At 62.2% G+C, this 25,966-nt stretch carries 24 protein-coding genes and 5 tRNA genes; 25 read left to right on the top strand and 4 right to left on the bottom strand.

The genetic code is table 11. The features are described 5' to 3' along the window. Nucleotides 1-9: 9 nt before the first annotated feature. Entirely contained in the window at nt 10-1,809 is a 1,800-nt protein-coding gene (locus DyAD56_RS18995; protein ID WP_102304406.1) for an aminopeptidase P family protein, read from the bottom strand. Between the two features lie 223 nt (nt 1,810-2,032). Here DyAD56_RS18995 and cyoA point away from each other — a divergent pair, with 223 nt between their 5' ends. From cyoA to truD, 12 genes are all read left to right on the top strand, one after another. Continuing rightward, nucleotides 2,033-3,019, top strand: coding sequence for a ubiquinol oxidase subunit II (gene cyoA / locus DyAD56_RS18990; RefSeq protein WP_102304405.1), 987 nt, complete (start codon nt 2,033-2,035; stop codon nt 3,017-3,019). Nucleotides 3,020-3,022: 3 nt separating this feature from the next. Next, entirely contained in the window at nt 3,023-5,047 is a 2,025-nt protein-coding gene (gene cyoB, locus DyAD56_RS18985) for a cytochrome o ubiquinol oxidase subunit I (RefSeq protein WP_102304404.1), read from the top strand. A 3-nt stretch (nt 5,048-5,050) separates the two neighbouring features. Beyond that, nucleotides 5,051-5,683, top strand: coding sequence for a cytochrome o ubiquinol oxidase subunit III (gene cyoC, locus DyAD56_RS18980; RefSeq protein WP_102304403.1), 633 nt, complete (start codon nt 5,051-5,053; stop codon nt 5,681-5,683). Next, complete coding sequence (gene cyoD, locus DyAD56_RS18975; protein WP_102304402.1) at nt 5,683-6,057, top strand: cytochrome o ubiquinol oxidase subunit IV; 375 nt, start codon at nt 5,683-5,685, stop codon at nt 6,055-6,057. The genes cyoC and cyoD overlap by 1 nt, the downstream gene beginning before the upstream one ends. 252 nt (nt 6,058-6,309) lie before the next feature. Next, entirely contained in the window at nt 6,310-7,980 is a 1,671-nt protein-coding gene (locus DyAD56_RS18970) for a CTP synthase (RefSeq protein ID WP_102304401.1), read from the top strand. After that, nucleotides 7,977-8,828 carry a 3-deoxy-8-phosphooctulonate synthase gene (gene kdsA / locus DyAD56_RS18965; RefSeq protein ID WP_102304400.1) on the top strand — a complete coding sequence of 284 codons (852 nt, stop codon included), beginning with the start codon at nt 7,977-7,979 and terminating at the stop codon, nt 8,826-8,828. The genes DyAD56_RS18970 and kdsA overlap by 4 nt, the downstream gene beginning before the upstream one ends. Beyond that, nucleotides 8,828-9,088, top strand: coding sequence for a hypothetical protein (locus DyAD56_RS18960; RefSeq protein ID WP_102304399.1), 261 nt, complete (start codon nt 8,828-8,830; stop codon nt 9,086-9,088). The genes kdsA and DyAD56_RS18960 overlap by 1 nt, the downstream gene beginning before the upstream one ends. Nucleotides 9,089-9,109: 21 nt before the next feature. Further along, nucleotides 9,110-10,423: a phosphopyruvate hydratase gene (gene eno / locus DyAD56_RS18955; protein WP_102304398.1), complete on the top strand. Its 1,314-nt coding sequence runs from the start codon at nt 9,110-9,112 to the stop codon at nt 10,421-10,423. Nucleotides 10,424-10,438: 15 nt separating this feature from the next. After that, nucleotides 10,439-10,765, top strand: a complete 327-nt coding sequence (gene ftsB / locus DyAD56_RS18950) for a cell division protein FtsB (RefSeq protein ID WP_102304397.1) — start codon at nt 10,439-10,441, stop codon at nt 10,763-10,765. Beyond that, nucleotides 10,762-11,454, top strand: a complete 693-nt coding sequence (gene ispD, locus DyAD56_RS18945) for a 2-C-methyl-D-erythritol 4-phosphate cytidylyltransferase (RefSeq protein WP_102304396.1) — start codon at nt 10,762-10,764, stop codon at nt 11,452-11,454. The genes ftsB and ispD overlap by 4 nt, the downstream gene beginning before the upstream one ends. Before the next feature lie 31 nt (nt 11,455-11,485). After that, nucleotides 11,486-11,959: a 2-C-methyl-D-erythritol 2,4-cyclodiphosphate synthase gene (gene ispF, locus DyAD56_RS18940; RefSeq protein ID WP_102304526.1), complete on the top strand. Its 474-nt coding sequence runs from the start codon at nt 11,486-11,488 to the stop codon at nt 11,957-11,959. Nucleotides 11,960-12,191: 232 nt separating this feature from the next. After that, complete coding sequence (gene truD, locus DyAD56_RS18935; protein WP_102304395.1) at nt 12,192-13,208, top strand: tRNA pseudouridine(13) synthase TruD; 1,017 nt, start codon at nt 12,192-12,194, stop codon at nt 13,206-13,208. Nucleotides 13,209-13,534: 326 nt separating this feature from the next. Here truD and DyAD56_RS18930 read toward each other — a convergent pair whose 3' ends face one another. Continuing rightward, the gene (locus DyAD56_RS18930) at nt 13,535-14,080 is read right to left on the bottom strand and encodes a Smr/MutS family protein (protein WP_102304394.1); all 546 of its coding nucleotides are present in this window, start codon (nt 14,078-14,080) and stop codon (nt 13,535-13,537) included. A 189-nt stretch (nt 14,081-14,269) separates the two neighbouring features. Between DyAD56_RS18930 and surE the strand changes: the two genes are divergently transcribed. From surE to DyAD56_RS18910, 4 genes are all read left to right on the top strand, one after another. Further along, a complete protein-coding gene (gene surE, locus DyAD56_RS18925; RefSeq protein ID WP_102304393.1) occupies nt 14,270-15,064 on the top strand; it encodes a 5'/3'-nucleotidase SurE in 795 nt (264 codons plus the stop codon). Nucleotides 15,065-15,068: 4 nt separating this feature from the next. Then, nucleotides 15,069-15,749, top strand: a complete 681-nt coding sequence (locus tag DyAD56_RS18920) for a protein-L-isoaspartate(D-aspartate) O-methyltransferase (protein ID WP_102304392.1) — start codon at nt 15,069-15,071, stop codon at nt 15,747-15,749. 22 nt (nt 15,750-15,771) lie between these two features. Beyond that, entirely contained in the window at nt 15,772-16,380 is a 609-nt protein-coding gene (locus DyAD56_RS18915; RefSeq protein ID WP_102304391.1) for a VTT domain-containing protein, read from the top strand. A gap of 65 nt (nt 16,381-16,445) precedes the next feature. Next, complete coding sequence (locus DyAD56_RS18910) at nt 16,446-17,441, top strand: peptidoglycan DD-metalloendopeptidase family protein (protein ID WP_102304390.1); 996 nt, start codon at nt 16,446-16,448, stop codon at nt 17,439-17,441. A gap of 59 nt (nt 17,442-17,500) precedes the next feature. Here DyAD56_RS18910 and DyAD56_RS18905 read toward each other — a convergent pair whose 3' ends face one another. Both DyAD56_RS18905 and yhbY read right to left on the bottom strand, forming a co-directional pair. Beyond that, complete coding sequence (locus DyAD56_RS18905; RefSeq protein WP_102304389.1) at nt 17,501-17,878, bottom strand: Mth938-like domain-containing protein; 378 nt, start codon at nt 17,876-17,878, stop codon at nt 17,501-17,503. A 14-nt stretch (nt 17,879-17,892) separates the two neighbouring features. Then, nucleotides 17,893-18,189, bottom strand: coding sequence for a ribosome assembly RNA-binding protein YhbY (yhbY, locus tag DyAD56_RS18900; protein ID WP_102304388.1), 297 nt, complete (start codon nt 18,187-18,189; stop codon nt 17,893-17,895). A gap of 82 nt (nt 18,190-18,271) precedes the next feature. Here yhbY and rlmE point away from each other — a divergent pair, with 82 nt between their 5' ends. The 9 genes from rlmE to DyAD56_RS18850 all read left to right on the top strand — a co-directional run bounded on the left by rlmE (nt 18,272) and on the right by DyAD56_RS18850 (nt 25,829). After that, a complete protein-coding gene (rlmE, locus tag DyAD56_RS18895; protein ID WP_102304387.1) occupies nt 18,272-18,922 on the top strand; it encodes a 23S rRNA (uridine(2552)-2'-O)-methyltransferase RlmE in 651 nt (216 codons plus the stop codon). Further along, a complete protein-coding gene (gene ftsH / locus DyAD56_RS18890; protein WP_199179043.1) occupies nt 18,919-20,868 on the top strand; it encodes an ATP-dependent zinc metalloprotease FtsH in 1,950 nt (649 codons plus the stop codon). Before rlmE ends, ftsH begins: the two co-directional genes overlap by 4 nt. Nucleotides 20,869-21,265: 397 nt before the next feature. Continuing rightward, nucleotides 21,266-21,342 (top strand) — tRNA-Arg (locus tag DyAD56_RS18885). Nucleotides 21,343-21,517: 175 nt separating this feature from the next. Next, nucleotides 21,518-21,594, top strand: a tRNA-Pro gene (locus DyAD56_RS18880). 27 nt (nt 21,595-21,621) lie between these two features. Beyond that, nucleotides 21,622-21,698: transfer RNA gene (locus tag DyAD56_RS18875), tRNA-Arg, on the top strand. Between the two features lie 14 nt (nt 21,699-21,712). Beyond that, nucleotides 21,713-21,789 (top strand) — tRNA-His (locus DyAD56_RS18870). Between the two features lie 27 nt (nt 21,790-21,816). Then, nucleotides 21,817-21,892: transfer RNA gene (locus tag DyAD56_RS18865), tRNA-Lys, on the top strand. Between the two features lie 794 nt (nt 21,893-22,686). Beyond that, a complete protein-coding gene (locus tag DyAD56_RS18855) occupies nt 22,687-23,397 on the top strand; it encodes a hypothetical protein (RefSeq protein WP_233202655.1) in 711 nt (236 codons plus the stop codon). Nucleotides 23,398-23,570: 173 nt separating this feature from the next. Next, a complete protein-coding gene (locus tag DyAD56_RS18850) occupies nt 23,571-25,829 on the top strand; it encodes a winged helix-turn-helix domain-containing protein (RefSeq protein WP_102304385.1) in 2,259 nt (752 codons plus the stop codon). Nucleotides 25,830-25,966 lie beyond the last annotated feature (137 nt).

Genomic DNA, 25,966 nt, shown 5'->3' with positions numbered 1-25,966 from the left:
GTCCGCCCGTCAGAGTGGTGCGCAGTGCCGCTCGAGCCATGCCAGGTCAGCGTCCTCCAGTAGCGGCGACAGCGCGGCGCGGACGGTGGCGTGGTAATCGTCCAGCCAGGCGCGCTCTTCGGGGTTGAGCAGGCTTGGTTCCAGCGCGCGGCGGTCGAACGGGCACAGGGTTAGCGTTTCGAACCCATAGAACTCGCCGAACTCGGTCTTCTCAGCCTCGACCACAACGGCCAGGTTCTCGTGGCGAATACCGTGTCGACCCGGCTTGTAGAGGCCCGGCTCGATCGAAGTGATCATGCCCGGGTCCAGTGGCACCAGTGTGGCGCCGGAGGCGGGCGGGCGGATGCCGTGCGGCCCTTCATGGACATTGAGGAAGTAGCCCACGCCGTGCCCGGTGCCATGGCCATAGTCCATGCCACTGGCCCAGAGCGGTGCGCGCGCCAGCGCGTCGAGCTGCGGGCCGCTCGCCCCTTTCGGAAAGCGGGCGCGACTGAGGGCGATCATGCCCTTCAACACGAGCGTCCCGTCGCGCCGTTGCTCGGCCGTGGTTTCGCCCAGGGCAAGCACACGCGTGATATCGGTGGTGCCACCCAGGTACTGGCCACCGGAATCGACCAGTAGCAGGCCTTGGGCCTTGAGCGTGCTATGCGCCTCCGGCATGGCCCGGTAATGCGGTAGTGCGCCGTTGGCCATATAGCCGGCGATGGTCGAGAAACTCTCGCCAACGAAGTTCGGCTGGGCTGAGCGCTCTTCGCGCAGGAGTGTGTCCACGTCCAGCTCGGTTTGCGTCATGCCGGCGGTGACGCGTTCCTCCAGTCGGCGGAACGCGCGTGCGAGTGCTGCGCCGTCCCGGCGCATCACGTCGCGAATATGTTCCAGCTCGGCTTCCGTCTTGCGCGCCTTGAGTAGTGTCGAAGGGTTGGCCGCTTCGACCAGTCCCGTGGTGCTGGGAATGGCGGCGGCTACGGCGACCACGACGCGATTGCCGTCGAGCAGCAGGCGATCCTGTGCACCGAGCTCGGAAAGCGCGTCTGTCACTGTGCCGTAATCGGCGATGCGAATCTGATCAGTGCCGAGCGCGCTTACGAGCGCGTCGGTGAGCTTGCCGCGATCAACAAACAGCGTGGCGTGACCTTCTGCCTGCACCAGCAGATGTGCGAGGAACACCGGATTGCACTCAACGTCGCTGCCGCGCAGGTTGGTCAGCCACGCGATGTCATCCAGGCTGGACACCAAATGATGCGTCGCGCCCAGTTTGCGCATGGCAGTGCGCAAGCGCCCAAATTTGTCGCTGCGCTGCTGGGTCGCATAACGGATGGCGTGCTCAACCACGGGAGCGGAGGGCAGGGAGGGACGATCCGGCCAGATTAGTCCGGGCAAGTCCAGGTCGGTGCGCAGGCGGGCGCCGATGTGCTCCAGGCGTCGCTCGAGCTGTCGTGCGCCGGCCAGCGGAAAACTGTCGCCGGCCACGGCCAGGGTTTGTCCCTCGGACAGATGGTCCAGCAGCCACTCGATGTGCTCGGGCGCGTGGGCTACGCGCTGCTTCATCAGATCAACGCCGCTACCGGCCAGTTCCGTCGCTGCCTGCGCGAAATAGCGGCTGTCGGTCCACAGTCCGGCATGGTTGGCGGTGACGACGAGCGTGCCGGCCGAGCCACTAAAGCCAGAAAGCCATGCGCGAGCCTGCCAATGGGCGGGCAGGTACTCGGACAGATGTGGATCAGCGCTGGGGACGAGGCAGGCGGCAACGTCGTGCTGCTGCATGGCTTGCCGCAAGGCGACCAGTTTCGCGGGCGTGGTGTGGTCCATCGACGCATGGTAGCAGGGGCGTCGATCCGTCGATTTTCGGGGTTCTGCTACGAAAGTCGGCGTGCGAATGCGGGTGCGCGCACTTGCTTTTTTTAGTCAAGTGGCCGCAGGCGTCTGCGCAAAAAATTACATGTGCGGCATTGTGTCTCAAAGAAGTACCAACGCGAACCTAACATGGCTACCATGCCGCGTCCCCACGCTGCACCCCAGGTAGTCAGTGAACATGCAAGCCCTTTTTTCGCGCCTGCGTTACGCAGGCGTTGGCGTCGCTGTGTTGCTCAGCGGCTGCAACTTGGAAGTCCTCACGCCCAAGGGCGATGTGGGTGCCCATGAGAAGTCCCTCATCCTGATCGCGCTGGGCCTGATGGCCGTGGTGGCGATTCCGGTGATTGCGATGACGCTGTGGTTCCCCTGGCGCTACCGCTCCTCGAACAAGAAAGCTACCTACGCGCCGAACTGGTCGCACTCGAACAAGATCGAGGTGGTGGTGTGGACCATCCCGGCCATCATCGTGGCGATTCTTGCGGTGATCACCTGGACGAGCTCGCATGCGCTTGATCCGTACAAGCCGCTGGAATCGGAAGCCAAGCCGATCACCGTGCAGGTGGTCTCGATGGACTGGAAGTGGTTGTTCGTTTACCCGGAATACGGCGTGGCCTCGGTGAACGAGCTGGCCTTCCCGACCGATCGCCCGGTGAACTTCCAGCTCACCTCCGATTCGGTGATGAACGCCTTCTTCATTCCGCAGCTGGGTAGTCAGATCTACGCCATGGCGGGTATGGAAACCAAGCTGCACCTGATCGCGCGTGAGCCGGGCACCTATGCAGGCCTTTCGACCAACTTCAGTGGCGAAGGCTTCTCGGACATGCACTTCAAGGCCATCGCGACCTCCGAAGACGGCTTCAACGAGTGGATCGCCAAGGCCAAGGCCTCGCAGGCGAATCTTGATGACGCGGGCTACAAGGCGCTGGCGCAGCCCAGCGAGAAGGCTCCGGTCACGTATTACGGCAACGTCACACCCAACCTGTTTGTGGGCGTGATCAACCAGCACATGGGCGGGATGTCGCATGACGCCGCCAAGCACGGCGAGATGCAGATGGAAGGCATGCATCACGACGCGCCGCAGGAAGGCATGCAGATGGACATGCACAACCACGAGGGCGGGGACGCAGTGTCCTCGAACATCACCCCGGCCAAGGCAGAGAAGTAAGCCATGTTTGGAAAGCTCACCCTTGACGCGGTCCCGTATCACGAGCCCATCGTGATGGGCACGCTCGTTGCCGTCATTCTTGGCGGTCTGGCGATGCTCGCCATCATCACCAAGTTCCGTCTATGGGGTTACCTGTGGAAGGAATGGTTCACGTCCGTGGACCACAAGAAAATCGGCATCATGTACATCATCGTGGCGCTGGTCATGCTGCTGCGTGGCTTCTCCGATGCCATCATGATGCGCATGCAGCAGGCCATGGCCGCTGGTGAATCGGCCGGCTATCTGCCGCCGCACCACTTCGATCAGGTGTTCACCGCGCACGGTGTCATCATGATCTTCTTCGTGGCCATGCCGTTCATCACGGGTCTGATGAACATGGTGGTGCCGCTGCAGATCGGCGCGCGCGACGTGGCCTATCCGTTCCTGAACTCGCTCAGCTTCTGGCTGTTCATGTCGGGCGTGGTGCTGGTGATGGTGTCGCTGTTTGTGGGCGACTTTGCCGCCACCGGCTGGCTCGCTTATCCGCCGCTCTCGGGCATCAAGTACAGCCCAACAGTAGGCGTGGATTACTACATCTGGTCACTGCAGCTGTCCGGCCTGGGCACCACGCTGAGCGGTATCAACTTCATCGTCACCATCATGAAGATGCGTGCCCCTGGCATGACGCTGATGAAGATGCCGGTGTTCACGTGGACCGCTCTGGTCACCAACATCCTGATCGTGGCTGCGTTCCCGATCCTGACGGTCACGCTGGCGCTGCTTACGGCTGATCGCTACCTCGACATGCACTTCTTCACGAACGAGCTTGGCGGCAACGCCATGATGTACGTGAACATGATCTGGATCTGGGGTCACCCGGAGGTCTACATCCTGATCCTGCCGTGCTTCGGTGCGTACTCGGAGATCGTCGCGACGTTCTCCAAGAAGCCGTTGTTTGGCTACAAGTCGATGGTCTATGCGACTTCGTGCATCGGCGTGCTCTCGTTCGTTGTGTGGTTGCACCACTTTTTCACCATGGGTTCGGGTGCCAGCGTCAATGCCTTCTTCGGCATCACGACGATGATCATCTCGGTGCCCACGGGTGCAAAGCTGTTCAACTGGCTGTTCACCATGTATCGCGGCCGCGTGGAATACAACGTGCCGATGCTGTGGACGGTGGGCTTCATGGTCACCTTCGTGATCGGCGGCGTCACCGGCGTGCTGATGGCTGTGCCGGGCGCAGACTTTGTGCTGCACAACAGCGTGTTCCTGATCGCGCACTTCCACAACGTGATCATCGGCGGCGTGGTGTTCGGCGTGTTCGCGGCCATCAACTACTGGTTCCCGAAGGCCTTCGGCTTCCGCCTCAATGAGTTCTGGGGCAAGGCGTCCTTCTGGTGCTGGCTGGTCGGCTTCTGGATGGCCTTTGCACCGCTGTACGTGCTCGGCCTGAAGGGCATGACGCGTCGCATGAACCATTACGCCAACCCGGATTGGCAGCCGTTCCTGATCGTCGCCGCCCTCGGCGCCGCGGTCATTGCGGTGGGCATCCTCTGCACCCTTGTGCAGTTCTATGTCTCCATCCGCGACCGCAAGAGCCTCACCGATCCCAGCGGCGACCCGTGGGGTGGCCGCACCCTGGAGTGGGCCATCAGCTCGCCCGCGCCTTTCTACAACTTCGCCATCGTTCCCCAGGTCAAAGAGCTCGACCAATTCTGGGAAGACAAACAAAACGGAGTCGCCTACGTGCAGCCTGCCAAGTACGAAGACATTCACATGCCCCGTAACACCGGCGTCGGTGTGGTCATGGGCGCGTTCGGTACGGTCCTGGGCTTTGCCCTGGTGTGGCACATCTGGTGGCTGGCGGCCGTGGGCCTGCTGGGCATGATCGGTGCCTTCATCGTCCGCGCTTACGACCGTGACATCGATTACTGGGTGCCGGCGGCCGAGGTCGAGAAGATCGAGCGTTCGCGTCATGCGCAGCTCAAACAGTTCCAGACCACGCAGGTGGCTCCGGTGGCCGCGCCGCAGCGTCAGAAGGTGGCGTAACCCATGAGCAGTCCTGCAGTAAGCGCCACGCATGGCGCGCTCGACGGCGTCTCCCATGGTGGAGACGCCCATCACCACGACGATGGATCCAAGACCCTGCTGGGGTTCTGGATCTATCTGATGAGCGACTGCCTGATCTTCTCAGGCCTGTTCGCGACCTTCGCTGTGCTTGGCAACAGCACGGCTGGCGGCCCGACCGCCAAGGAACTGTTCGAGCTGCCGTACGTGCTCGGCGAGACGATGCTGCTGCTCTTCTCGTCGGTCACCTTCGGCATGGCTATGCTCAACATGCATGCCGGCAAGAAGGGCGGCGTGGTGGCTTGGCTGGCGGTGACGTTCCTGTTCGGTGCCGGCTTCATCGGCATGGAAGTTTACGAGTTCGCCAAGCTCATCCATGAAGGCGCGGGCCCGAGCCACAGCGCGTTCCTGTCCAGCTACTTCACGCTAGTGGGCACGCACGGTCTGCACGTCACCTGCGGCCTGATTTGGCTGGTGGTGATGATGGATCAGATCCGTCGCTTCGGCCTGACCGATGCCACCCAGCGTCGCCTGTCGTGCCTGAGCCTGTTCTGGCACTTCCTGGACATCGTCTGGATCTGCGTCTTCACCTTTGTGTACCTGCGGGGGGCCATCTGATGTCCGGCAACCACCATTCCCACGACGCCCACCGCGGCGCCGAGCATGCCGATCACGGCAGCACCAAGTCCTATGTCGTCGGCTTCGTGCTGTCGGTGGTACTGACGCTGGCGTCATTCGGCGTGGTCATGAGCGGCAAGGTTCCGCACGACCTGATGATGCCGGGCATCATCGTGTTCGGCGTGGCCCAGCTCATCGTCCAGCTGAAGTATTTCCTGCATATGGGTCTGTCGCCGTCCCAGCGCAGCAATTTCGCCATCATGCTGTTCACTCTGCTGATCCTGGCCATCGTGGTGGTCGGTTCGCTGTGGGTGATGCACAACATGAATGCGAACATGATGCATCCGACGTCCCAGATGATGCCGGTCGAATAAGCCGGCTCGCCAGGGTTCGCGACGGGGCGCCTTCGGGCGCCCTTGTCGTTTCTGGGGTTGGGTGGGCGGCTTCAATTTTTCGATCCGTCATTCCGGCCTGCGCCGGAATGACGAGCAAAAGCAGCGCCGATGTCGCCCCAGGGTGCCGCCAGCGCCCCTAACTTGAACGCGCCAGTCATTTACACCCCCGCAAACCCTCGCGGCCAGCCCGTTCTTCCTCTAAAATACATATTTCCAGCACGGCTGCATCCCATGACCCCCCTGATTTTCGTCACCGGCGGTGTGGTGTCCTCTCTCGGCAAGGGCATCGCCGCGGCGTCGCTGGCTTCCATTCTGGAAGCGCGTGGCCTTTCGGTCACCATGATGAAGCTCGACCCGTACATCAACGTGGATCCGGGCACCATGAGTCCCTTCCAGCACGGCGAGGTCTACGTGACCGACGACGGCGCGGAGACCGACCTAGACCTGGGCCACTACGAGCGCTTCGTCAACACGCGTCTCACGGGCAAGAACTCCATTACCACGGGCAAGATCTACGAATCGGTGATCCGCAAGGAGCGCCGCGGCGACTACCTGGGCGCCACTGTGCAGGTGATTCCGCATATCACCGATGAGATCAAGCACTGCATCCACGAGGCCACCCGTGGCTACGATGTGGCGATGGTGGAGATCGGCGGCACGGTGGGCGACATCGAATCGCTGCCGTTCCTGGAGGCCATCCGCCAGCTGCGTATCGAGCACGGCCCGGAAAAGGTGATGTTCATGCACCTGACCCTGGTGCCGTACATCAAGGCTGCCGGCGAGATCAAAACCAAGCCGACCCAGCACTCGGTGAAGGAGCTGCGCTCCATCGGTATCCAGCCAGACGTGTTGCTGTGCCGCTGCGAGCAGCCGCTGCCGGACGGCGAGCGCCGCAAGATCGCCCTGTTTACCAACGTTCCCGAGAATGCGGTGATCAGCGCGGCCGACGTGGACATCATCTACAAGCAGCCGCTGTGGCTGCACAAGCAAGGCCTCGATGAGATCGTGGTCAAGCGCTTGGGCCTGCAGGCGGGCCCGGCCGACCTGTCGTCGTGGCAGCGCACGGTCGAGGCCGTGGAGCACCCGAAGGACGAGGTCAACGTCGCCATCGTCGGCAAGTACGTCGAGCACAAGGACGCCTACAAGTCCTTGGGCGAGGCGCTGCGCCACGGCGGCATCAAACAGCTCACCCGCGTCAATCTCAGCTGGGTTGATTCGGAGCAGGTCGAGGCCGAAGGCGCCGCCAAGGTGCTGGGCAATGCCGACGCCATCCTGGTGCCAGGCGGCTTCGGCAAGCGCGGCTTCGAGGGCAAGGTATTGGCCGCCAGGTACGCCCGTGAGAAGGGCGTGCCGTACTTCGGCATCTGCTACGGCATGCACGCCGCAGTGGTGGACTTCGCGCGGAGCGTGGCGGGTCTCACCGAGGCCGATTCCAGTGAGAACGACCGCAACAGCCCGGACCCCGTCATCGGCCTGATCACCGAGTGGACCACAGCCACCGGCGAAGTCGAGACCCGCACCGAGCGTTCGGATCTGGGTGGCACCATGCGCCTGGGTGCGCAGGAATGCCGCCTCAAGGCCGGCACGCTTGCCCGCGAGCTTTACGGCCAGGACGTGGTGCGCGAGCGTCATCGTCACCGTTACGAATTCAACAACCGTTACCGCCAGACGTTCGAAGACCTCGGTCTCGTGATCTCCGGCAAATCGATGGACGATCTGTTGGTCGAGATCGTCGAGCTGCCGCAGCAGAAGCACCCGTGGTTCCTCGGCTGCCAGGCGCATCCGGAATTCACGTCCACTCCGCGCGATGGCCATCCGCTGTTCATCGGCTTCGTGCAGGCCGCCCGCGAGTTCAAGGCGGTGCGCGAAGGTGAGCGTCTTGCCAAGGAGTCTGTCGCATGAAGTTGTGTGGATTCGAAGTCGGGCTGGACAAGCCGCTGTTCCTGATCGCCGGTCCCTGCGTGGTCGAATCCGAACAACTGCAGATGGACACCGCCGGCAAGCTCAAGGAAATCACCGGCAAGCTCGGCATCAACTTCATCTTCAAGTCCAGCTTCGACAAGGCCAACCGCTCCTCCGGCACCAGTTTTCGCGGCCCCGGCATGGAAGCGGGTCTGAAGATCCTGGCCGAAGTGAAGCGCCAGCTTGGCGTGCCGGTGCTTACCGACGTGCACGAATACACACCGATGAACGAAGTGGCTGCGGTTGTCGACGTGCTGCAGACGCCGGCCTTCCTGTGCCGCCAGACGGATTTCATCCAGAACGTGGCGCGCGCCGGCATTCCGGTGAACATCAAGAAAGGCCAGTTCCTGTCGCCGTGGGACATGAAGAACGTCGTCGACAAGGCCAAGGCCGTCGGCAATGACGACATCATGGTCTGCGAGCGTGGCGCCAGCTTCGGCTACAACAACCTGGTGTCCGACATGCGTTCGTTGAGCGTGATGCGCGACACCGGTTGCCCGGTGGTGTTCGACGCCACGCACTCGGTGCAGTTGCCGGGCGGGCAGGGCACCAGTTCGGGCGGCCAGCGAGAGTTCGTGCCCGTGTTGGCGCGTGCTGCCGTGGCGGTGGGTGTGGCGGGCCTATTTGCGGAGACGCATCCGGACCCCTCCAAGGCGCTCAGCGACGGCCCCAATGCGTGGCCGCTGGACAAGATGGAAGCATTGCTGGAAACCCTGCTCGAGCTCGATCAGGTCACCAAGCGACATGGCTTCCTGGAAAACACGGTCACCGGCAGCCAAGCACGCTGATGTCGTCGCAAGAGCCGCTGATCGCGCTACTGACCGAGATCCGTGATCTCCAGCGCGAGCATCTTGAGCTCTACAGGAAACAAAGCGAGCAGGCAGAGGCCAGGGTCCAACAGGCCTTGGCCAAGCAGGAGCAAGCCCTTGCCGGGCAGGGGCGCGCACTGGAATTCATCGAGCGCTTTCGCAAGCGCGGCCGCCTGCTGGCCATCTGTATCGCTGTTATTGTTATTGCATTAGTCGTACTTCGTTTGCTACCTCACTAAATGCCAGCAGGGATTGAGTTAATGACGACCCAGATCACCCATATCCACGCACGTGAAATCCTCGATTCCCGCGGCAACCCCACGCTCGAAGCGGAAGTGACCCTGGCGGGCGGCGGCTTTGGCCGTGCAGCCGTGCCGAGCGGCGCGTCGACGGGCTCGCGTGAGGCAGTCGAACTGCGTGACGGTGACAAGTCGCGTTACCTGGGCAAGGGCGTGAAGAACGCAGTGCTCAACGTCAACAATTCCATTGCCAGCGAGCTGAAGGGTTTCGACGCTGCAAACCAGGGCGGCCTGGATGCCAAGCTGATCAACCTGGATGGCACCCCGAACAAGGGCAAGCTGGGCGCCAACGCCATCCTCGGCGTCTCCATGGCCGCCGCACACGCCGTGGCCGCGCAGAATCGTCAGCCGCTGTGGCAGTACCTCGCCACCATCAACGGCACCACCGGCAAGCCGGGTGCGCTGCCGGTGCCGATGATGAACATCATCAACGGCGGTGCGCATGCGGATAACAACGTGGACGTGCAGGAGTTCATGGTGCTGCCGGTGGGCGCGTCGAGCTTCGCCGAGGCACTGCGCGCCGGCGCGGAAATCTTCCACGCCCTTAAGAGCGTGCTCAAGGGCAAGGGCCTGAACACGGCCGTGGGCGACGAGGGTGGTTTCGCGCCCGATCTGCGCTCGAATATCGAAGCGCTCGACACCATTCTCGAGGCGATCAACAAGGCCGGTTACAAGGCGGGCAGCGATATCCTGCTGGGCCTCGACGCCGCCAGTTCCGAGTTCTACAAGAACGGCAAGTACGACCTGGCCGGCGAAGGCAAGGTCTATAGCTCCGCCGAATTCGTCGACCTGCTGGCCGGCTGGGCGAAGCAGTATCCGATCGTCACCATTGAGGACGGCATGGCCGAAGGCGACTGGGATGGCTGGAAGCTGCTGACCGACAAGATTGGCGACCGCATCCAGATCGTCGGCGACGACTTGTTCGTGACCAACCCGACGATCTTCCAGGAAGGCATCGACAAGCACATCGCCAATTCGATCCTGATCAAGGTGAACCAGATCGGCACGCTGTCCGAGACGCTCGAAGCCATCGCGATGGCCGATGCGGCGAAGTACTCGGCCGTGATCTCGCACCGCTCGGGCGAAACGGAAGACACCACCATTGCCGACATCGCCGTGGCAACCACCGCGACCCAGATCAAGACGGGTTCGCTGTGCCGCACCGATCGCGTGGCGAAGTACAACCAGCTGCTGCGCATCGAAGAGGCACTGGGCTCGGCTGCAGTCTATGCTGGCCGTAACGCCTTCCCGAACCTCGCCAAGCTGCCGGGCTGAGGAGACGCTTAGCCCATGGTGCGTTGGGTCGCCCTGATCCTGATCCTTCTGCTGATCGCCCTACAGGTAAAACTGTGGAACGGTCATGGCGGCGTGCACGAAGTGGAAACACTGCGTGCCGCGGTCAAGAAGCAGGGTGAGGACAACGACAAGCTGACCACGCGAAACCAGGCCCTGGGTGCGGACGTGAGCGACCTCAAGCACGGCGAGCAAGCCGTGGAGGCTCGCGCCCGCGCCGAGCTCGGCCTGATCAAGCCGGGCGAAACGTTCTATCAGGTCGTCGAAAAACCGGGCGCCGCCGAGGTGCCCGCGTCCACCAGTTCGAGCAGCGGCAACCCATGAGCAGGGCGCTCTGGTGCGTGGTGCCGGCGGCGGGGCGTGGCACGCGTGTAGGTGGCACCATTCCCAAACAATACCTGCCGTTGACCGGTAGGCCGCTGATCCTGCATACGCTGGAGCGGCTGGCGATCCATCCCCGCATCGCCGGGCTGATGGTCGTACTTGGTGGCAATGACGGGCACTGGCCCGGCGTCGATAATCTGTACGGAAAGCCCGTACTCACCACCTTGGGCGGAGCCGAGCGCTGCGATTCCGTACTGGCTGGCGTTCGCGCCTTGCCCGGTGACGTAGCAGAAGACGCCTTCGTACTGGTACACGACGCCGCGCGTCCGTGCGTGCGCGAAGCCGACATCACGCGACTCATCGACATCGGTGTTCCCGCCGGCGGCGGCCTGCTTGGCGCACCGTTGCGCGACACGCTCAAGCGTGCGAATGGCGAGGGGCGCAGCGAAGTCACCGAGCCGCGCGACCACCGCTGGCGTGCTTTCACGCCGCAGATGTTCCGTCGTGGCGAACTGGCTGCGGCGCTGCAATCGGCTTATGCAGCCGGCGTGACGGTGAGTGACGAGGCCATGGCGATGGAGCGCGCAGGTTTTGCGCCGTTGCTGGTCGAGGGCGCCGAAGACAATATCAAGGTCACCACGGCAACGGATTTCGCACTGGCCGAATTCCTGTTGTCGCGTATGAAGTGAAAGCCCAAACGGCTGCAAGGAGTTTCCCATGATGCGGATCGGACAGGGCTTCGACGTCCATATCTTCGGCGAAGGCGACCACGTGATGCTTGGCGGTGTACGCGTGCCGCACACACGCGGCATCGTGGCCCACTCCGATGGCGACGTGGTCATCCATGCACTGTGTGACGCCATCTTCGGCGCGCTCGCACTGGGCGACATCGGCCGGCATTTTCCACCCAGCCAAGAACAGTGGCGCAACGCGGACAGCCGGATATTCCTGCGTCACGCGGCCAAGCTGATGCGTGATCAGGGGTATGCGCTGGGTAACGCCGACGTCACCGTCATTTGCGAAGCGCCCAAGATAGGGCCTCACTCGCTCGCCATGCGCGAAGCCGTTGCCGAAGAGTTGGGCTGCGACCTCGACCGTATCAGCGTCAAGGCCACGACCACCGAGAAGCTCGGCTTCACGGGTCGCGGCGAGGGCATCGCGGCACAAGCCTGCGTGTTGCTAGTCCTGGCGTAAGCGAGGCCGGTGGCCGAAGTTCGGCCTCGCGCCTGCATAACCAGCTTGATGAGACCAGCGAAATCACGCTCGCACGTGCGCGGCGTCTGTAGTGCAAGGAGATCGCCGTCACCCTGATCAACGGCTGACTCGGGCGGGTTCTTCACCTTTCTCGGCCTCGCCACACTGTTCCTGATGTAATGCGCTGCTCGCGCGAACTTTCTTTTGTTGCCGGCGCCGCCGGCGGAGTCCTATGTCCGATCTCGAACTGCCTTATGCCTATGGCAACCCACCGCTGACCGCAGTCCTGCGCAGCACGCCCGACGATTTCCAGGTCGAGGAAATCCTCGGTTACGACGCCGACGGCGAGGGTGAACATGCCTTGCTGTGGGTGGAGAAGCGCGGTGCCAACACCGACTGGGTGGCGCGCGAGCTGGCGAAATTCGCGGGCGTCCCGCCGCTGGACGTCGGCTACGCGGGACTCAAGGATCGCCACGCGGTGACCCGCCAGACGTTCTCGGTGCAGCTGGCGGGCAAGCCTCATCCCGACTGGACTGCCTTTCCTGGCGAGGACGTGAAGGTATTGGCCGTTACCCGCCACAAGCGCAAGCTCAAGCGCGGCGCTTTGCGCGGCAACCGTTTCGTGCTGGTGCTTCGCCAGGTTGACGGTGATCGCAGCGTGGCCGAGCAGGTGCTCACGCAGATCGCGCAGCGCGGCGTGCCCAACTATTTTGGCGAGCAGCGTTTCGGACGCGAGGGTGGCAACGTAGCGCAAGCGCGCGCCATGTTCGCCGGTCGTCGAGTGGATCGGGACAAGCGCCACTTCCTGCTGTCTGCAGCGCGTTCGCACATCTTCAACGCCGTGCTCTCGGCGCGCGTTGAGCGCGATGCATGGGATTCTCCGATGGAGGGTGAGATCTGGTCGCTGGCCGGCTCACGCTCATGGTTTGGACCCGAGCCGTTCGACGCGACGTTGTCGCAGCGATTGGCGACGGGCGATATCCATCCGTCAGGTCCGTTGTGGGGGCGTGATGAAACGCCAGCGAAGGACGAAGTCGCGTCGCTAGAGAATGCGATTGCCGCTGAGAATGCGGATCTGGCTGATGGGTTGGTGGCGGCGAAGATGGATCAGGAGCGTCGGGCGCTGCGGATGATTCCTAAGGACCTGAAGTGGCGCTGGTTGGATGACGCTGCGTTGGAGTTGAGTTTTGAATTGCCGGCGGGGGCTTATGCGACGACGGTGGTTCGGGAATTGGCGCGGGCGGGTTGAGTTTCTGCTCCCTCTCCCCTTTGGGGAGGGGGTTGGGGTGAGGGGTGGGTGCTCGCCTTACCGTTTCGATGAAACCGTCATTCCTGCGAAGGCAGGAGGCGCTTTTCAACAGACGAAGGGCTGGTCATCCAGTGACTTTGCGTTTGGTTGTCGCGCGACAGCGATCTGGCTCGCCTCCGGCAGGAGGTCGAAACGCCCGCTGCGTAAGCGGCCAAATCCCGGTAACGCACGAGGCGACAGCCAACCACCGACGACACCTTGATGACTCACGCGCACTCCACATGCGCAGCAAGAAACGACAAACAGAACACCCCACCCAATCACCGTTACCCCTTCAACAGCACCACCACCGCCCCCGTCCCCCCTTGCATCGGCCGCGCCGAAGCAAACGCCACCACATCGTCCCGCCGGCGAAGCATGCGATCCGTCAGTGCTTTCAACACAGGGCCAGCCGCCCGTGACCGCAAGCCCTTGCCATGCACGATGCGCACGCAACGAATGCCCTGGTGCTTCGCTTCCGCCAGGAAATCCACAATGCAGGCTTGCGCGGTGGCTGCGTTCATCTGGTGCAGGTCGATCTCGTCCTGGACGCTGTATTGGCCGCGCTTGAGCTGGCGCAGCAGCTTGGGTGAATAGCCGTCCCTGAGGTAGCTGAGTTCCTCGCCCACCTCGATCAGCGTCGGATCGAATGCCATGTCGAGCAGTTCGCCAGGCACGGCAGCTTCATCCGCTTCCAGCATGTACGGATGTGGCTCAGGCTTGGGGGCGGCCGGCGCGGGCGCGACCGGGTCGAACGGTTTGACGTCGCCGATGGCCTCGCGGAACAGGCGGGTGTCGTCGTCTGAAACCGGGGTGGGCGGACGATGTTTCATGTCCTGAATCCTAATGCACCCGGGGTGCTGGCGCGTCGCGTCGCGGTTGAGTCGCTGCTTGAGTTGGGATGCATCGGAAACGTGAGCCGGCGTGATGTGAAACCGCTGCGCCGGTCCGGTAGACTTCAGGCTTGACCCGGCGAGCGCTGCCTACGCAGCGTTGCCGCGACTGGCCTTGAACGGATCATCATGCGAGTTCTGGTTTCAAACGACGACGGGGTGGATGCACCGGGCATCCGCGTGCTCGCCGAGCGCCTTGGCGCGATCGGCCAGGTGACGGTGGTGGCGCCTGATCGCGATCGCTCCGGCGCCAGCAATTCCCTCACGCTGGATGCGCCTATCCGTGCGTTGCGCATGGACAACGGTTACTACCGTGTTGCCGGCACGCCGACCGACTGCGTGCACTTGGCGCTGGCGGGTATGCTCGACCATGAGCCCGACATGGTGGTATCTGGCATCAACAATTCCGCCAACCTTGGCGATGACGTCATCTATTCGGGCACGGTGTCGGCCGCGATGGAGGGGCGTTTCCTCGGCTTGCCGGCCATAGCGGTGTCGCTGGTCAGCAAGGATCACAAGGGCGAGCACTACGACTCGGCCGCCAACGCCGTGCTGCTGCTCATGCAGCGCCTGCGGGTCGATCCGCTTCCGGCGGACACCATCCTCAACGTCAACGTGCCCGACCTGCCATGGGATCATATCCGCGGTTTTGAGGTGACGCGCCTGGGCAAGCGCCATCGTGCGGAGCCGTGCATCAAGCAGACCGATCCGCGTGGCAAGGAAATCTGGTGGATCGGCCCAGCCGGTGACGTGGATGATGCAGGCCCCGGTACGGACTTCAACGCTGTGCGTCGCGGTTACGTATCGGTCACGCCCATCCATGTCGACCTGACGCGCTTCCAGGCATTGGAGAAGGTCAGTAGTTGGGTGGGTGCATTGAACCAGGGCGTGGCAGCCGGCAAGCCCGCCGACGAGGCAGCATGAGGGCATGAACGTGCATCCGTTGCCGCCATCTGCATTGAAAGGCGAGGGCATGACCTCGCAACGCGCGCGCGATCGCCTTGTCGTGAAGCTGAAGGACGAAGGCATCCGCGATCAGCGTGTGATCGATGTGATCCGCAACACGCCGCGCCATCATTTCATCGATCAGGCGCTGCACTCGCGCGCCTATGAGAACACTGCGCTACCGATCGGTCATGGTCAGACCATTTCCCAGCCGTGGGTGGTAGCGCGCATGACCGAGGCGCTGCTCGAGTTTGGAGTGCCGCAGAAGGTGCTGGAGATCGGCACCGGTTCGGGTTACCAGGCTGTGGTGCTGGCGCAGATCGTGCCCCAGGTCTTTACGGTCGAGCGTATTGAGGAACTGCTGCGCCAGGCGCGTCGTCGTTTCCGCCAGCTCGGTCTTAACAACATCCGCTCGCGCCATGACGACGGCAAGTTGGGTTGGGCGGATGAAGCACCGTTCGACGCCATCATTCTGACGGCAGCCGGCGATGCGATTCCGCATGCCGTGCTGGACCAGCTCAGCCCGACCGGTGTGCTCGTGGCGCCGGTGGGTTCACCCAGCAACCAGACGCTGATCCGCATGCGTGGCGACGGGCAGGGCGATTTCGTCCAAGAGGAGCTGGCCGCGGTCAGTTTCGTGCCCCTGCTCGGCGGCATCGGCTGATGTCACAAGGAAGCTACTAAGCATGCGTCTGTTTGGACCGTTGTATGTGCGCGCACTGACGTGGGCGCGCCACCCCCGGGCTTTGTATTACCTGTGCGGCCTGAGCTTCGTCGAGGCCTTCATCTTCCCGATCATGCCGGAAGTGATGCTTGCGCCGATGATGCTGGGCAAGCGCCATAAGGCGTTTTTCTACGCCAACATCAGCCTGCTGTTCTCGCTGCTTGGTTCGCTGGTGGGCTATGCGCTGGGCCATTGGGCTTTCAATGCCTTGTCGCCGTTGCTCGACAGCCTGCACTTGCTCGCGCCCATTGAGAAGGGCGTGGGCAACCTGCGCATGCAGATGAACCAGCATTGGCTGGGTCTGATGGTGGTGCTGGCGCTGGCTGCGCTGCAGCCGGTGGTGCCGATGAAGTTCGTCACCTGGGCGGCGGGTATCGTCGGCGTGCCGATCGTCCCGTTCCTGGTGTGCATGGCGGTGGGGCGTGGCAAGCGCGTGTGGTTGCTGGCACTGCTTATTCGTCTTTTCGGCGAGCGTGCCGAGCGCATCCTGCACAAGCACATCGAGCGCATTGGCTGGGCGGCGTTGATCATTCTGGCGGCGTTGGCGGCATGGTGGTTCCTGTCGCGCTGAACGCTGGGCGGCAGGTCCACGTGCCGGTCAGCAGCGTACGCATGAAAATACCGTCTCGCCTCGTTATGCTGACCACCATGAATGGATATCTCCGGTCGCTGACCCTCACCTCCGCCATCCTGCTGGTTGCCTGTGGCACCCAGCGGTCCGTCGTCGTGGAGCCGGCAGCCAATAGCTCGTCGCGCGTCGTCGCCCCTTCAGCCCGATCCGCACCGGGCGGAACCTACAAGGTGATGAAGGGCGATACGCTTTATTCGATTGCCTTCCGCAATGGCGTGGACTTCCGCGACTTGGCCGGCTGGAATCACATCGATTCGCCCTACACGATCTGGCCGGGGCAGGAGCTGCAACTGGCTCCCGCCAACGGCAGGCCAGCCGCCGCGGCAGCCATGCATACCGCTGCTGTCGTGACGACCGCCAAGCCGGTGGCATCCGCTGGCCATGTCGTCTCGTCGACCCAGGACACTCAGCAGGGCGGGCAGCCGGCAGCAACGGTGGCAGCCGATGTGGCGTCGGCCGCAGCTCCCGCAGCGGCTGCCAGCACAGCGGCTCCTGCACATTCGGCAACCACGCCAGCGGCTGCGACCACCCCGGTGGTTCCGGTGGCTGGCGCGCCTGCTGCCACCGCCAGCAATACACCCCCGCCGGCACCGCCTGTGCCAGCAGCGCCCGGGGCAACCCGCAGTAATGGCGGCGTGACCTGGCGCTGGCCGGCGGACGGCACGCTCATTAAGCGCTTCCAGTCGGGTGATGCCATTCCTGGCATCGAGATCGGCGGCAAGACGGGCGACCCTGTGCGGGCAGCGGCCGATGGCGTGGTCGTGTACAGCGGCAACGGTCTGGTGGGCTATGGCGAGTTGGTCATCGTCAAGCACAACGACAGCTACCTGTCGGCTTATGGCCACAACAGCAAGCGACTGGTGAAGGAAGGCCAGCGCGTCACGGCGGGTCAGCAGATCGCTGAAATGGGTTCCACAGGCGCGTCGCGCGACGAGCTCCAGTTCCAGATCCGTAAGGACGGCAACCCGGTCGACCCGATGGGCTATCTGCCATCGCGGTGATGGCGTGTGTGCTTACTGCGGGAGCGCACTCCATGCGCTCTCGTCGTTCAGAGCACGGGTTATTGGGCCGGCAGAATAAAGGCCACAACCACCCGCCGGCTCTCGCCGGCCAGCAGGTCATAAGTTCGGGCCGCAGCCGCGTTGTCCATTACTTCGATGCCTACGCCCTTGCGCAGTAGGCCGGCCATGAAGGCGTGAGCGGGAAAGACCTGTCGTTCGCCCGTGCCTAGAAGCACCACTTCGGGCTTCAGTTCGAGGATCGCGTCGACATGGCTGGCCTCGAGTTCGCTCGCGGCCGTTACCGGCCAATTCTCGATGGCGCGCTCAGGCGAAAGAAGAAAGCTCGTGGTGAGCTCGCGATCGACAACGAAGATCGAACGGGGGCCGACCCGCCGAACGAACAGGTAATTGCCGGGACGATCGAGCGACAGGTCCATCAGCCAACCCCTGCTTAGCGGGGCAGGGCGAGCTTGGGCTCGTCCTCGTTGCGGCGGAACAGCACCACGATGTGGCCGATCTGCTGCACATTCTCTGCGCGGGTACCTTCGGTGAAGAAGTCGATCTGGGCCTGGCGCTCTTCCTTGTCACCGCCTGACAGCTTCACCTTGACCAGCTCGTGGTGAGACAGCGCCAGGTCCAGCTCCTTGAGCACGGCTTCAGTCGCACCCTTGGCGCCCAGCAGGATGACGGGGTTGAGATCATGCGCAAGGCTGCGCAAGTAACGGCGCTGCGAGGGGGAAAGTGCCATGCGTTCAGTCTCGGATTCGCTGCGATAGGACCGCTAAGGGTATCATGCGCCATCTCCTCGTATCTGTGGCTGTTGCCAACCCATGTCTCGCAGCAAAAGTAGTTCCCGCTGGCTGCGGGAACATTTCGATGATGTCTATGTGAAGAAAGCCCAGGCCGAAGGCCTGCGCTCGCGCGCGGTCTTCAAGCTGGAAGAGCTGATCGATAAGGATCGCCTGCTCAAACCTGGCATGCGGGTGGTGGACCTGGGCGCCGCCCCGGGCGGATGGTCGCAGCTGGTGCGTCAGCGCCTGGGTGACACCGGGCATGTGGTGGCTATGGATATTCTGCCCATGCAGGGCATCGGCGGAGTAGATTTCCTGCAGGGTGATTTCCGCGAAGAATCGGTCCTGCGGGAGCTGGAAAGCCGTCTGCTTGGCCAGCAAGTCGATCTTGTGCTGTCTGATATGGCCCCCAATATGAGTGGTGTGGCCTTGGCCGACCAGATCCGGGCTATGGGTCTGGCTGAGTTGGCGCTCGATTTCAGCCGGCAGTGGCTGAAGCCGGGCGGGTCGTTCCTGATCAAGTTGTTCCAGGGGACCGGCTTTGACGAATACATACGCAGCTTGCGCGCAGACTTCACCCGCGTAACGATGCGTAAACCTAAGGCCTCCCGCGCGCGTTCGCGGGAGGTGTATGCATTAGCCGTGGGGCGAAGGGTCCACGGCGGGCAATCGGGCGAGAACCGTGCATGAATGAAATGGCGAAAAACCTCCTGCTCTGGCTGATCATCGCAGTCGTACTGCTGACGGTATTCCAGAGCTTCAATCCGCACGGTGGGGCCTCTTCGGATATGCCCTACAGCAGCTTCGTGCAGAGCGTGGACAACGGCAACGTGGCTTCGGCCAATATCAGTGCCGACCAGCCAGCCGCCATCAGCGGCAAGCTGAAGGACGGCAGCACGTTCCGCACCGTCGCGCCGGTCCTGGGCTGGTCCACCAACTCGGTGGTCAAGCAGATGCAGGATAAGGGCGTGGAGGTTCGCCAGGAGCCTTCCAATAACGGCTTCTCGCTATTGGGCCTGCTGCTCAACTGGCTGCCCATCATCCTGATCGTCGGCGTGTTCATCTGGTTCATGCGCCAGATGCAGGCGGGTGCCGGCGGACGAGGTGCCATGAGCTTTGGCCGCTCGCGCGCCAAGCTGCAGGGTGAGGACCAGATCAAGGTCAACTTCAGCGACGTCGCCGGTTGCGACGAAGCCAAGGAAGAAGTGGGCGAGCTGGTCGAGTTCCTGCGCGACCCGGGCAAGTTCCAGAAGCTGGGCGGCAAGATTCCCCGCGGCGTGCTCATGGTGGGCCCGCCGGGCACCGGTAAGACCCTGCTCGCCAAGGCCATCGCAGGCGAAGCCAAGGTGCCGTTCTTCTCGATCTCCGGTTCGGATTTCGTGGAAATGTTCGTGGGCGTCGGCGCCAGCCGCGTGCGCGACATGTTCGAGCAGGCCAAGAAGCATGCGCCGTGCATCATCTTCATTGACGAAATCGACGCCGTCGGTCGCCATCGTGGCGCCGGGCTCGGTGGCGGTCATGACGAGCGCGAGCAGACGCTGAACCAGCTGCTGGTGGAAATGGACGGTTTCGAAGGCACCGAGGGTGTCATCGTCATCGCCGCCACCAACCGCCCCGATGTGCTCGACCCTGCGTTGCTCCGTCCGGGTCGCTTCGATCGCCAGGTGGTGGTCGGGCTGCCGGATGTGAGAGGGCGCGAACAGATCCTCAAGGTGCATATGCGCCGAGTGCCGACCGCAGCTGATGTCGACCCCATGACGATTGCGCGTGGTACGCCCGGGTTTTCCGGTGCCGATCTCGCCAACCTCGTCAACGAGGCGGCGCTGTTCGCAGCGCGTGAGAATGCCCGTGACGTGCGCATGATCCATCTGGACAAGGCGCGCGACAAAATCCTGATGGGTACCGAGCGTCGCTCCATGGCGATGAGCGAGGACGAGAAGAAGCTCACCGCCTATCACGAGGCCGGTCATGCCATCGTCGGTCGCCTCGTGCCAGAGCACGATCCGGTCTACAAGGTCACCATCATTCCGCGCGGTCGCGCGCTGGGTGTGACCATGTACCTCCCGGAAGGCGACAAGTACAGCATGAACCGCGTGGCCATCGAGTCGCAGCTGTGCTCGCTGTATGGCGGTCGCGTGGCCGAGGCGCTGATCTTCGGTGAGGACAAGGTCACCACCGGTGCGTCGAACGACATTGAGCGCGCCACCAAAATGGCCCGCAACATGGCCACTAAGTGGGGCCTGTCCGACACGCTTGGTCCGATGACCTATGGCGAGGAAGAGGACGAGGTGTTTCTGGGTCGTGCCGTAACCCAGCACAAAAACGTCTCCAACGAAACCGCGCGCAAGATCGACGAAGAAGTGCGCGCCATCCTGGATCGCGCCTATTCGCGCACCAAGGATCTGCTCACCGGCAACATCGACAAGCTGCATGCGATGGCCGATGCGCTGCTGCAGTACGAGACCATCGACGCGCATCAAATCGAAGACATCATGGCTGGCCGCGTTCCGGGCCCGCCAGCGGATTGGTCGAAGAACTCCAATACGGGCTCCACGCCGCCACCACCGCCGCCGCGTGGCGATAGCGGCGCAAAGGTCGGTGATCCAGCAACGCAGAGTCGCATTGCCGATCGCTGATCAGCTTGGTGCGGCAACGTGAGAAAAGGCGGCCATGTGCCGCCTTTTTTCTTTGTAGGGTAAGGCGTGCGCCTTGTGCGCTCAGAACGTACGTCCGCTTGACGATAGGCGGCATCATTGGAAGATGCCGACAGAGCACAGGCATGAATACCGCCTGTAGCCTCTGTTTCACATATGTGAAAAAATCAGTCAAAGGTCTAGCCGAATGTGAAACAGATGGCTAAACTAAGCGGCTCGAGTGAAGTGCTTTCACCGCCGAACGTGAAGATTCTCAGACGGCGATGAAAAAAATCTGAAAAAAAGTATTGGCGCACGACTCTCGAATCTGAATAATTCCGCTTCTGGCTTCGGCGCTTTCCACTCCGGTGGTTAAGCGACAAAGCAAAAGTTTAAAAACGCGCCCGTAGCTCAGTTGGATAGAGTACCAGGCTACGAACTTGGTGGTCGGGAGTTCGAATCTCTCCGGGCGCGCCATTTAATAGCAAGGTGTGATGTTCGCATCACCACTTGCGCCGCAAGGCAGTGAATCGCCAAACGGGCCGGACATAAGATATAAGGTTCGGTGTGCTTTGATACGGATTGACTAGACTAGGCGTCACCCGTAGCATTTCAAGGCTTCAGTCCGCGAAAGTGGTTGAGGGTTCGAAATCGGGGTATAGCTCAGCCTGGTAGAGCGCCAGCTTTGGGAGCTGGATGTCGGGGGTTCGAATCCCTCTGCCCCGACCATGCAGATGCTATGCACAACGTGCACGAGCGCCTGTAGCTCAACCGGATAGAGCATCGGCCTTCTAAGCCGACGGTTGCAGGTTCGATTCCTGTCGGGCGCGCCAGTTCAAGGTTTGCGGTGGATGTAGCTCAGCTGGTTAGAGCATCGGATTGTGATTCCGAGGGTCGTGGGTTCGAGTCCCATCTTCCACCCCAGTTGATGTTGCAAGTACAAAGGTTTCAGGGCCGTTAGCTCAGTTGGTAGAGCAGTTGACTCTTAATCAATTGGTCGTAAGTTCGAATCTTACACGGCCCACCAACTAAGAAAGGGACTTAGCGAAAGCTAAGTCCCTTTTCTTTTGCCTATCGAAAAAATGCCCGGGAAATTCGGTCATCCATCGCTTCCAGCATCGATGAATGCATGGCTGGTTCCGACACCGCGGGGCAGACGGGGTAAGCTCCGCTGCAGGTCAGCTCTCGGCTGCACTGCGCTCCTGGCATTGCAGCCTATCGGGTATGAGCGCTTAAGCACTCGCGCGGCTTTTTGATCCGGCCAACCCATTCGCGTCCTCGTTGCGTTGTATAGGAAGGGCTGCCAACGGAGTGATATCGGTGAAGGATGTTCGGCGTTCTACGCGTGTGCATGCCATGGTCTCGGCTGGACTTCTGGCCTGCAGTTTCCCGCCTGCATGGGCTCAGGTGGGTGCCGTGCCGCATGTGCATTCGCAGGACGTGGGCGCTGCTGTGCTCAAGGCCTCGTTGCCATCGTCAGTAGAGCGCGAAAAGTTGCTCGCTGAAAAATTCATCGAGCTTCATGACGTCGCCGCGTTCCCTGCAAGCTGCAAGCGTGGATTTGCGAACTTAGCGCACACGCCCGATTTCGAATGATACTTGCGCCTGAAACCTTCTCAATTGCTGCTTGACCGACTGAGATCACAATCGATGGCGGACACTGAGGTTTGCTTTCGGGCGGAAGATCGCACACTGGCACGGATGTCGATTTGCGAGTCCGTGGTTCGTCGTTTAGAGGCAGGGTTCTTAGATGCAGCCACCGACGGCTTGCTCGGTACGCCCCGATAACCTCGATTGGCGAACGGCATAAAGGAGCGAAAGATGAAGAGTGAAGTCCATGGCTTCCGCTGTCTGATCGCGATTTGCATGCTCTCTGCGCTTGTTTTCAGCACCGTCGCGGCAGCTCAGTCGCATTCTAATTACCCGCGCATGGCGCCGTTGCCGCAATACCTGATGAACGACCGTGCCGCGGAAATAGCGTTGGCGCGAAGTGCGGCGCCTGCGGCGATCTCTGACGGCGCCGCCATCCTAGTCCTCGAGCCGCATGGCTACGTCACGGCAGCCGAGGGCAAAAACGGCTTTGTGTGCGTGGTCGAGCGGGGGTGGATGTCCCCATTCGACGCTCCCCAGTTCTGGAACCCCAAGTTGCGTGGGCCTGTCTGTTTCAATCCAGAGGCGGCCAGATCGATCCTGCCCATGACCTATAGAAGGACAGCCCTGGTGCTGGCTGGGCAATCAAGGGAGGAGATCAAAAAGAGCATCCAGGCCGCGCTTGCCGCCAAGCAACTGCCGCCACTGGAGCCGGGTGCCATGTCCTACATGATGTCCAAGCAAGGATATCTGGACGATCAGGCCGGTCACTGGATTCCCCACCTGATGTTCTACACGGCCACTGGCGTGAACTGGGGTGCCGACCAAACGGGGTCCCCGGTCATGCTGAATCCACAGTTTCATGGCGCCCCTGAGCCGATAAACGTGTTCATGATGCCCGCCGGCAAATGGTCTGACGGCACCGCTGCGCCGAGCATGTAGGTGGGAGGGCGTGCTCGCAGCACGAGCGTAACGCTGGGTAGCCCCGCGGTTGGTTCACATGACCCCGGAATGCTGTTCAGTCACAACGGAATCCACACCTAGGCTCTACCCGGGCTTGCGACAGATTTGGTGTAACCTGAACGGGACCAAGGGCGGTAACGGAGGTCGAACCGATGGCTGTAGAGTCCGCCTCTGCTGCGTGGATGGCGTTCGGCACGATCGAGATCGACACCCTAGGCCATCGTCTGTTTGTCGATGGCGAGGAAGTCGGGCTCGAGCGCAAGGCGTTCGCCGTACTTGTCCTATTGGCGCGCGACCCCGGCCGCGTGTTGAGCCGTGATGAGATTCTCGACGAGGTGTGGGGGCATAGCCATGTCACGCCTTCCTCCCTCAGTCGCATCATCGCGTTGCTGCGCCATGCGCTTGGCGAGAGCGGTGAAGAAAACCACTATCTGCATACCGTGCATGGCGTTGGCTTTCGCCTCGATGCCGAGGTGCAATTTGCCTCGTCGCGCGAGGGGTTGAGCACAAACAAGGTACTGGTCGCCCCCGAACCGGTGTTCGTGCCGGTCCTCACCCATGACGTTGTCGTGCCTGAAGCGGCAACGGCTGCGAGCCCGGCAATACCTCTGCGACCAGATAAGACACGCAGGTTTGGAAAGCTTCTCGTCGCGGTGATCGCAGGTCTGCTCGTGGTGGTTGCCGTATTGCTCGGTCGTCACCAGCTTGTACATCACTCCGCGGACGCAGCGTCAGTGGTCGATCTCAAGTCGATCGCGGTGCTGCCATTCGAGAATCTCAGTACAGACAAGGGCAACGCGTATTTCGCCAGCGGCATGCAGGACATGATCCTGACCCAATTGGTGGGCATTGGCGGCCTCAAGGTGATCTCTCGCACCTCGACAGAGAAGTACCCCAGCCATCCGGAAGACATCAAAACTATAGCGCGACAGTTGGGTGTGGCTACGCTACTTGAGGGCACGGTACAAAAGGTCGGCAATCAGGTGCTGATCAATGTGCAGTTGATCGATGTAAGCAGTGGCAATCACCTTTGGGCGAAAGCCTACACACGAACGCTGGACAACGTTTTCAATGTGGAGGGCGAGGTTGCGCAGAACGTCGCGGAGGCGCTGAAGGTACAGCTGACGTCCGCTGAGACCGCGCGTATCGACACCGTGCCAACCCGCAACGCTGGCGCCTACGATCTGTACCTGCGAGCCGGCGTGCACGCGAACCGCGCCTATGATGATCCCACGCTGTCATCGTCCGAGTTGCCCACGGCGATCTCGATGTATCAACAGGCGCTGACCATGGATCCGGACTTCGCGCTCGCCTCGGCAGCGCTGGCGCGGGCTCACATGCAGATGTACTTCTTCGCGCCTGATCGCACGAACGCGAGATTGGCCGAGGCGAAGACTGCCGCCGATCGTGCGCTGGCGCTGCAGCCGAACCTGGGCCAGGGACACTATGCACTCGGCTTGTATGACTACTGGGGGCACCGGGACTACGCCGGTGCCACTACCCAACTCGAGTTGGCACGGCAGACGCTACCGAACAGTGCCACGGTCGAGCTGCTTATCGCCGCGATCGCGCGGCGCCAGGGGCGCTGGGATGAAGCGTTGACGCGCTTTCGCGCAGCCACCGTGCTTGATCCACATAGCGAATATGCATACAACCAACTCGGCGTGACCTATCAGAGCATGCGCCGCTACGCAGAAGCGGATCAGGCTTATGCCGCTGCTTTCGCGTTGAGCAAAAATCCTGTCGGCGAACGTATGGCTCAGGTCTTTAATGAGCTGGTGTGGAAGGGCGACCCAGCACCGATGCATACCGCACTTGCGGCACTCAAGCCGGGCAGCGATGCCTATGCTGCCAATATCATGTCCATGTATTTCGAGCGCGAGTTGGCTCGCGACTATGCAGGCGCCGTCAAAGTGGCTGAGGCGGACAAGGCTGAGAACTGGGACGATCCGGACAACGTTGTTTTACCTCGGCGCTTGTATCTAGCGTGGGCCTTGCAGGCCGCTGGAGACACGGCCAAGGCGGCAGAGGTGTATGACGATGTAGCCACGCATGCTCAAGCTGCCCTGGCTGAGCGGCCGGACGACGCGGACCTGCACCTCACCCTGGGATTTGCCTACGCCGGGCTTGGACGAAAGCCTGAAGCCGTTGCTGAAGGCGAGCGTGCTGTTGCCTTGATGCCGGTCGCCGAAGATGCCCTCACCGGCGCGGACATGCTCGCGTACCAGGCGCAGCTTTACATGCGGGTCGGTCAGCCCGATCAAGCCATTCCCCTGATCGATCACGTGCTGTCCATGCCGGCTGGAGCCATCCTGTCGAGCGCAATACTCCAGCTCGATCCCCTATGGGATCCGCTGCGTGACGACCCACGCTTCAAGGCGCTGCTGCGGAAGTATCCCGTCGGTAGCTAATCTGCCGTTCGCATGGCTGGCTTAGCTGGGTATTAAAAGGGGCTATGGCGCGTCGACGCCGTTGCTACAGGGATGCTCAGTCGACTTTGTCTACAAGGCGCCGGCGCGTTTTCGCCGGCGCCCCCGTTGAGATTCAG

It is taken from the genome of Dyella sp. AD56 (genome assembly GCF_002878475.1).
GTDB lineage: Bacteria > Pseudomonadota > Gammaproteobacteria > Xanthomonadales > Rhodanobacteraceae > Dyella.
Note: the sequence above shows the minus strand (reverse complement) of the source record. Positions and strands in the feature narration are given on the sequence as shown.

Coding starts and splice junctions, on each gene's coding strand:
- DyAD56_RS18850 (WP_102304385.1), top strand. CDS start 23,571: ATGGCTGTAGAGTCCGCCTCTGCTGCGTGGATGGCGTTCGGCACGATC.
- cyoC (WP_102304403.1), top strand. CDS start 5,051: ATGAGCAGTCCTGCAGTAAGCGCCACGCATGGCGCGCTCGACGGCGTC.
- DyAD56_RS18910 (WP_102304390.1), top strand. CDS start 16,446: ATGCTGACCACCATGAATGGATATCTCCGGTCGCTGACCCTCACCTCC.
- truD (WP_102304395.1), top strand. CDS start 12,192: ATGTCCGATCTCGAACTGCCTTATGCCTATGGCAACCCACCGCTGACC.
- ispD (WP_102304396.1), top strand. CDS start 10,762: ATGAGCAGGGCGCTCTGGTGCGTGGTGCCGGCGGCGGGGCGTGGCACG.
- DyAD56_RS18915 (WP_102304391.1), top strand. CDS start 15,772: ATGCGTCTGTTTGGACCGTTGTATGTGCGCGCACTGACGTGGGCGCGC.
- ftsH (WP_199179043.1), top strand. CDS start 18,919: ATGAATGAAATGGCGAAAAACCTCCTGCTCTGGCTGATCATCGCAGTC.
- ftsB (WP_102304397.1), top strand. CDS start 10,439: ATGGTGCGTTGGGTCGCCCTGATCCTGATCCTTCTGCTGATCGCCCTA.
- DyAD56_RS18855 (WP_233202655.1), top strand. CDS start 22,687: ATGAAGAGTGAAGTCCATGGCTTCCGCTGTCTGATCGCGATTTGCATG.
- surE (WP_102304393.1), top strand. CDS start 14,270: ATGCGAGTTCTGGTTTCAAACGACGACGGGGTGGATGCACCGGGCATC.
- DyAD56_RS18930 (WP_102304394.1), bottom strand. CDS start 14,080: ATGAAACATCGTCCGCCCACCCCGGTTTCAGACGACGACACCCGCCTG.
- DyAD56_RS18905 (WP_102304389.1), bottom strand. CDS start 17,878: ATGGACCTGTCGCTCGATCGTCCCGGCAATTACCTGTTCGTTCGGCGG.
- DyAD56_RS18920 (WP_102304392.1), top strand. CDS start 15,069: ATGAACGTGCATCCGTTGCCGCCATCTGCATTGAAAGGCGAGGGCATG.
- cyoB (WP_102304404.1), top strand. CDS start 3,023: ATGTTTGGAAAGCTCACCCTTGACGCGGTCCCGTATCACGAGCCCATC.
- cyoA (WP_102304405.1), top strand. CDS start 2,033: ATGCAAGCCCTTTTTTCGCGCCTGCGTTACGCAGGCGTTGGCGTCGCT.
- DyAD56_RS18995 (WP_102304406.1), bottom strand. CDS start 1,809: ATGGACCACACCACGCCCGCGAAACTGGTCGCCTTGCGGCAAGCCATG.
- DyAD56_RS18960 (WP_102304399.1), top strand. CDS start 8,828: ATGTCGTCGCAAGAGCCGCTGATCGCGCTACTGACCGAGATCCGTGAT.
- kdsA (WP_102304400.1), top strand. CDS start 7,977: ATGAAGTTGTGTGGATTCGAAGTCGGGCTGGACAAGCCGCTGTTCCTG.
- rlmE (WP_102304387.1), top strand. CDS start 18,272: ATGTCTCGCAGCAAAAGTAGTTCCCGCTGGCTGCGGGAACATTTCGAT.
- yhbY (WP_102304388.1), bottom strand. CDS start 18,189: ATGGCACTTTCCCCCTCGCAGCGCCGTTACTTGCGCAGCCTTGCGCAT.
- DyAD56_RS18970 (WP_102304401.1), top strand. CDS start 6,310: ATGACCCCCCTGATTTTCGTCACCGGCGGTGTGGTGTCCTCTCTCGGC.
- eno (WP_102304398.1), top strand. CDS start 9,110: ATGACGACCCAGATCACCCATATCCACGCACGTGAAATCCTCGATTCC.
- ispF (WP_102304526.1), top strand. CDS start 11,486: ATGCGGATCGGACAGGGCTTCGACGTCCATATCTTCGGCGAAGGCGAC.
- cyoD (WP_102304402.1), top strand. CDS start 5,683: ATGTCCGGCAACCACCATTCCCACGACGCCCACCGCGGCGCCGAGCAT.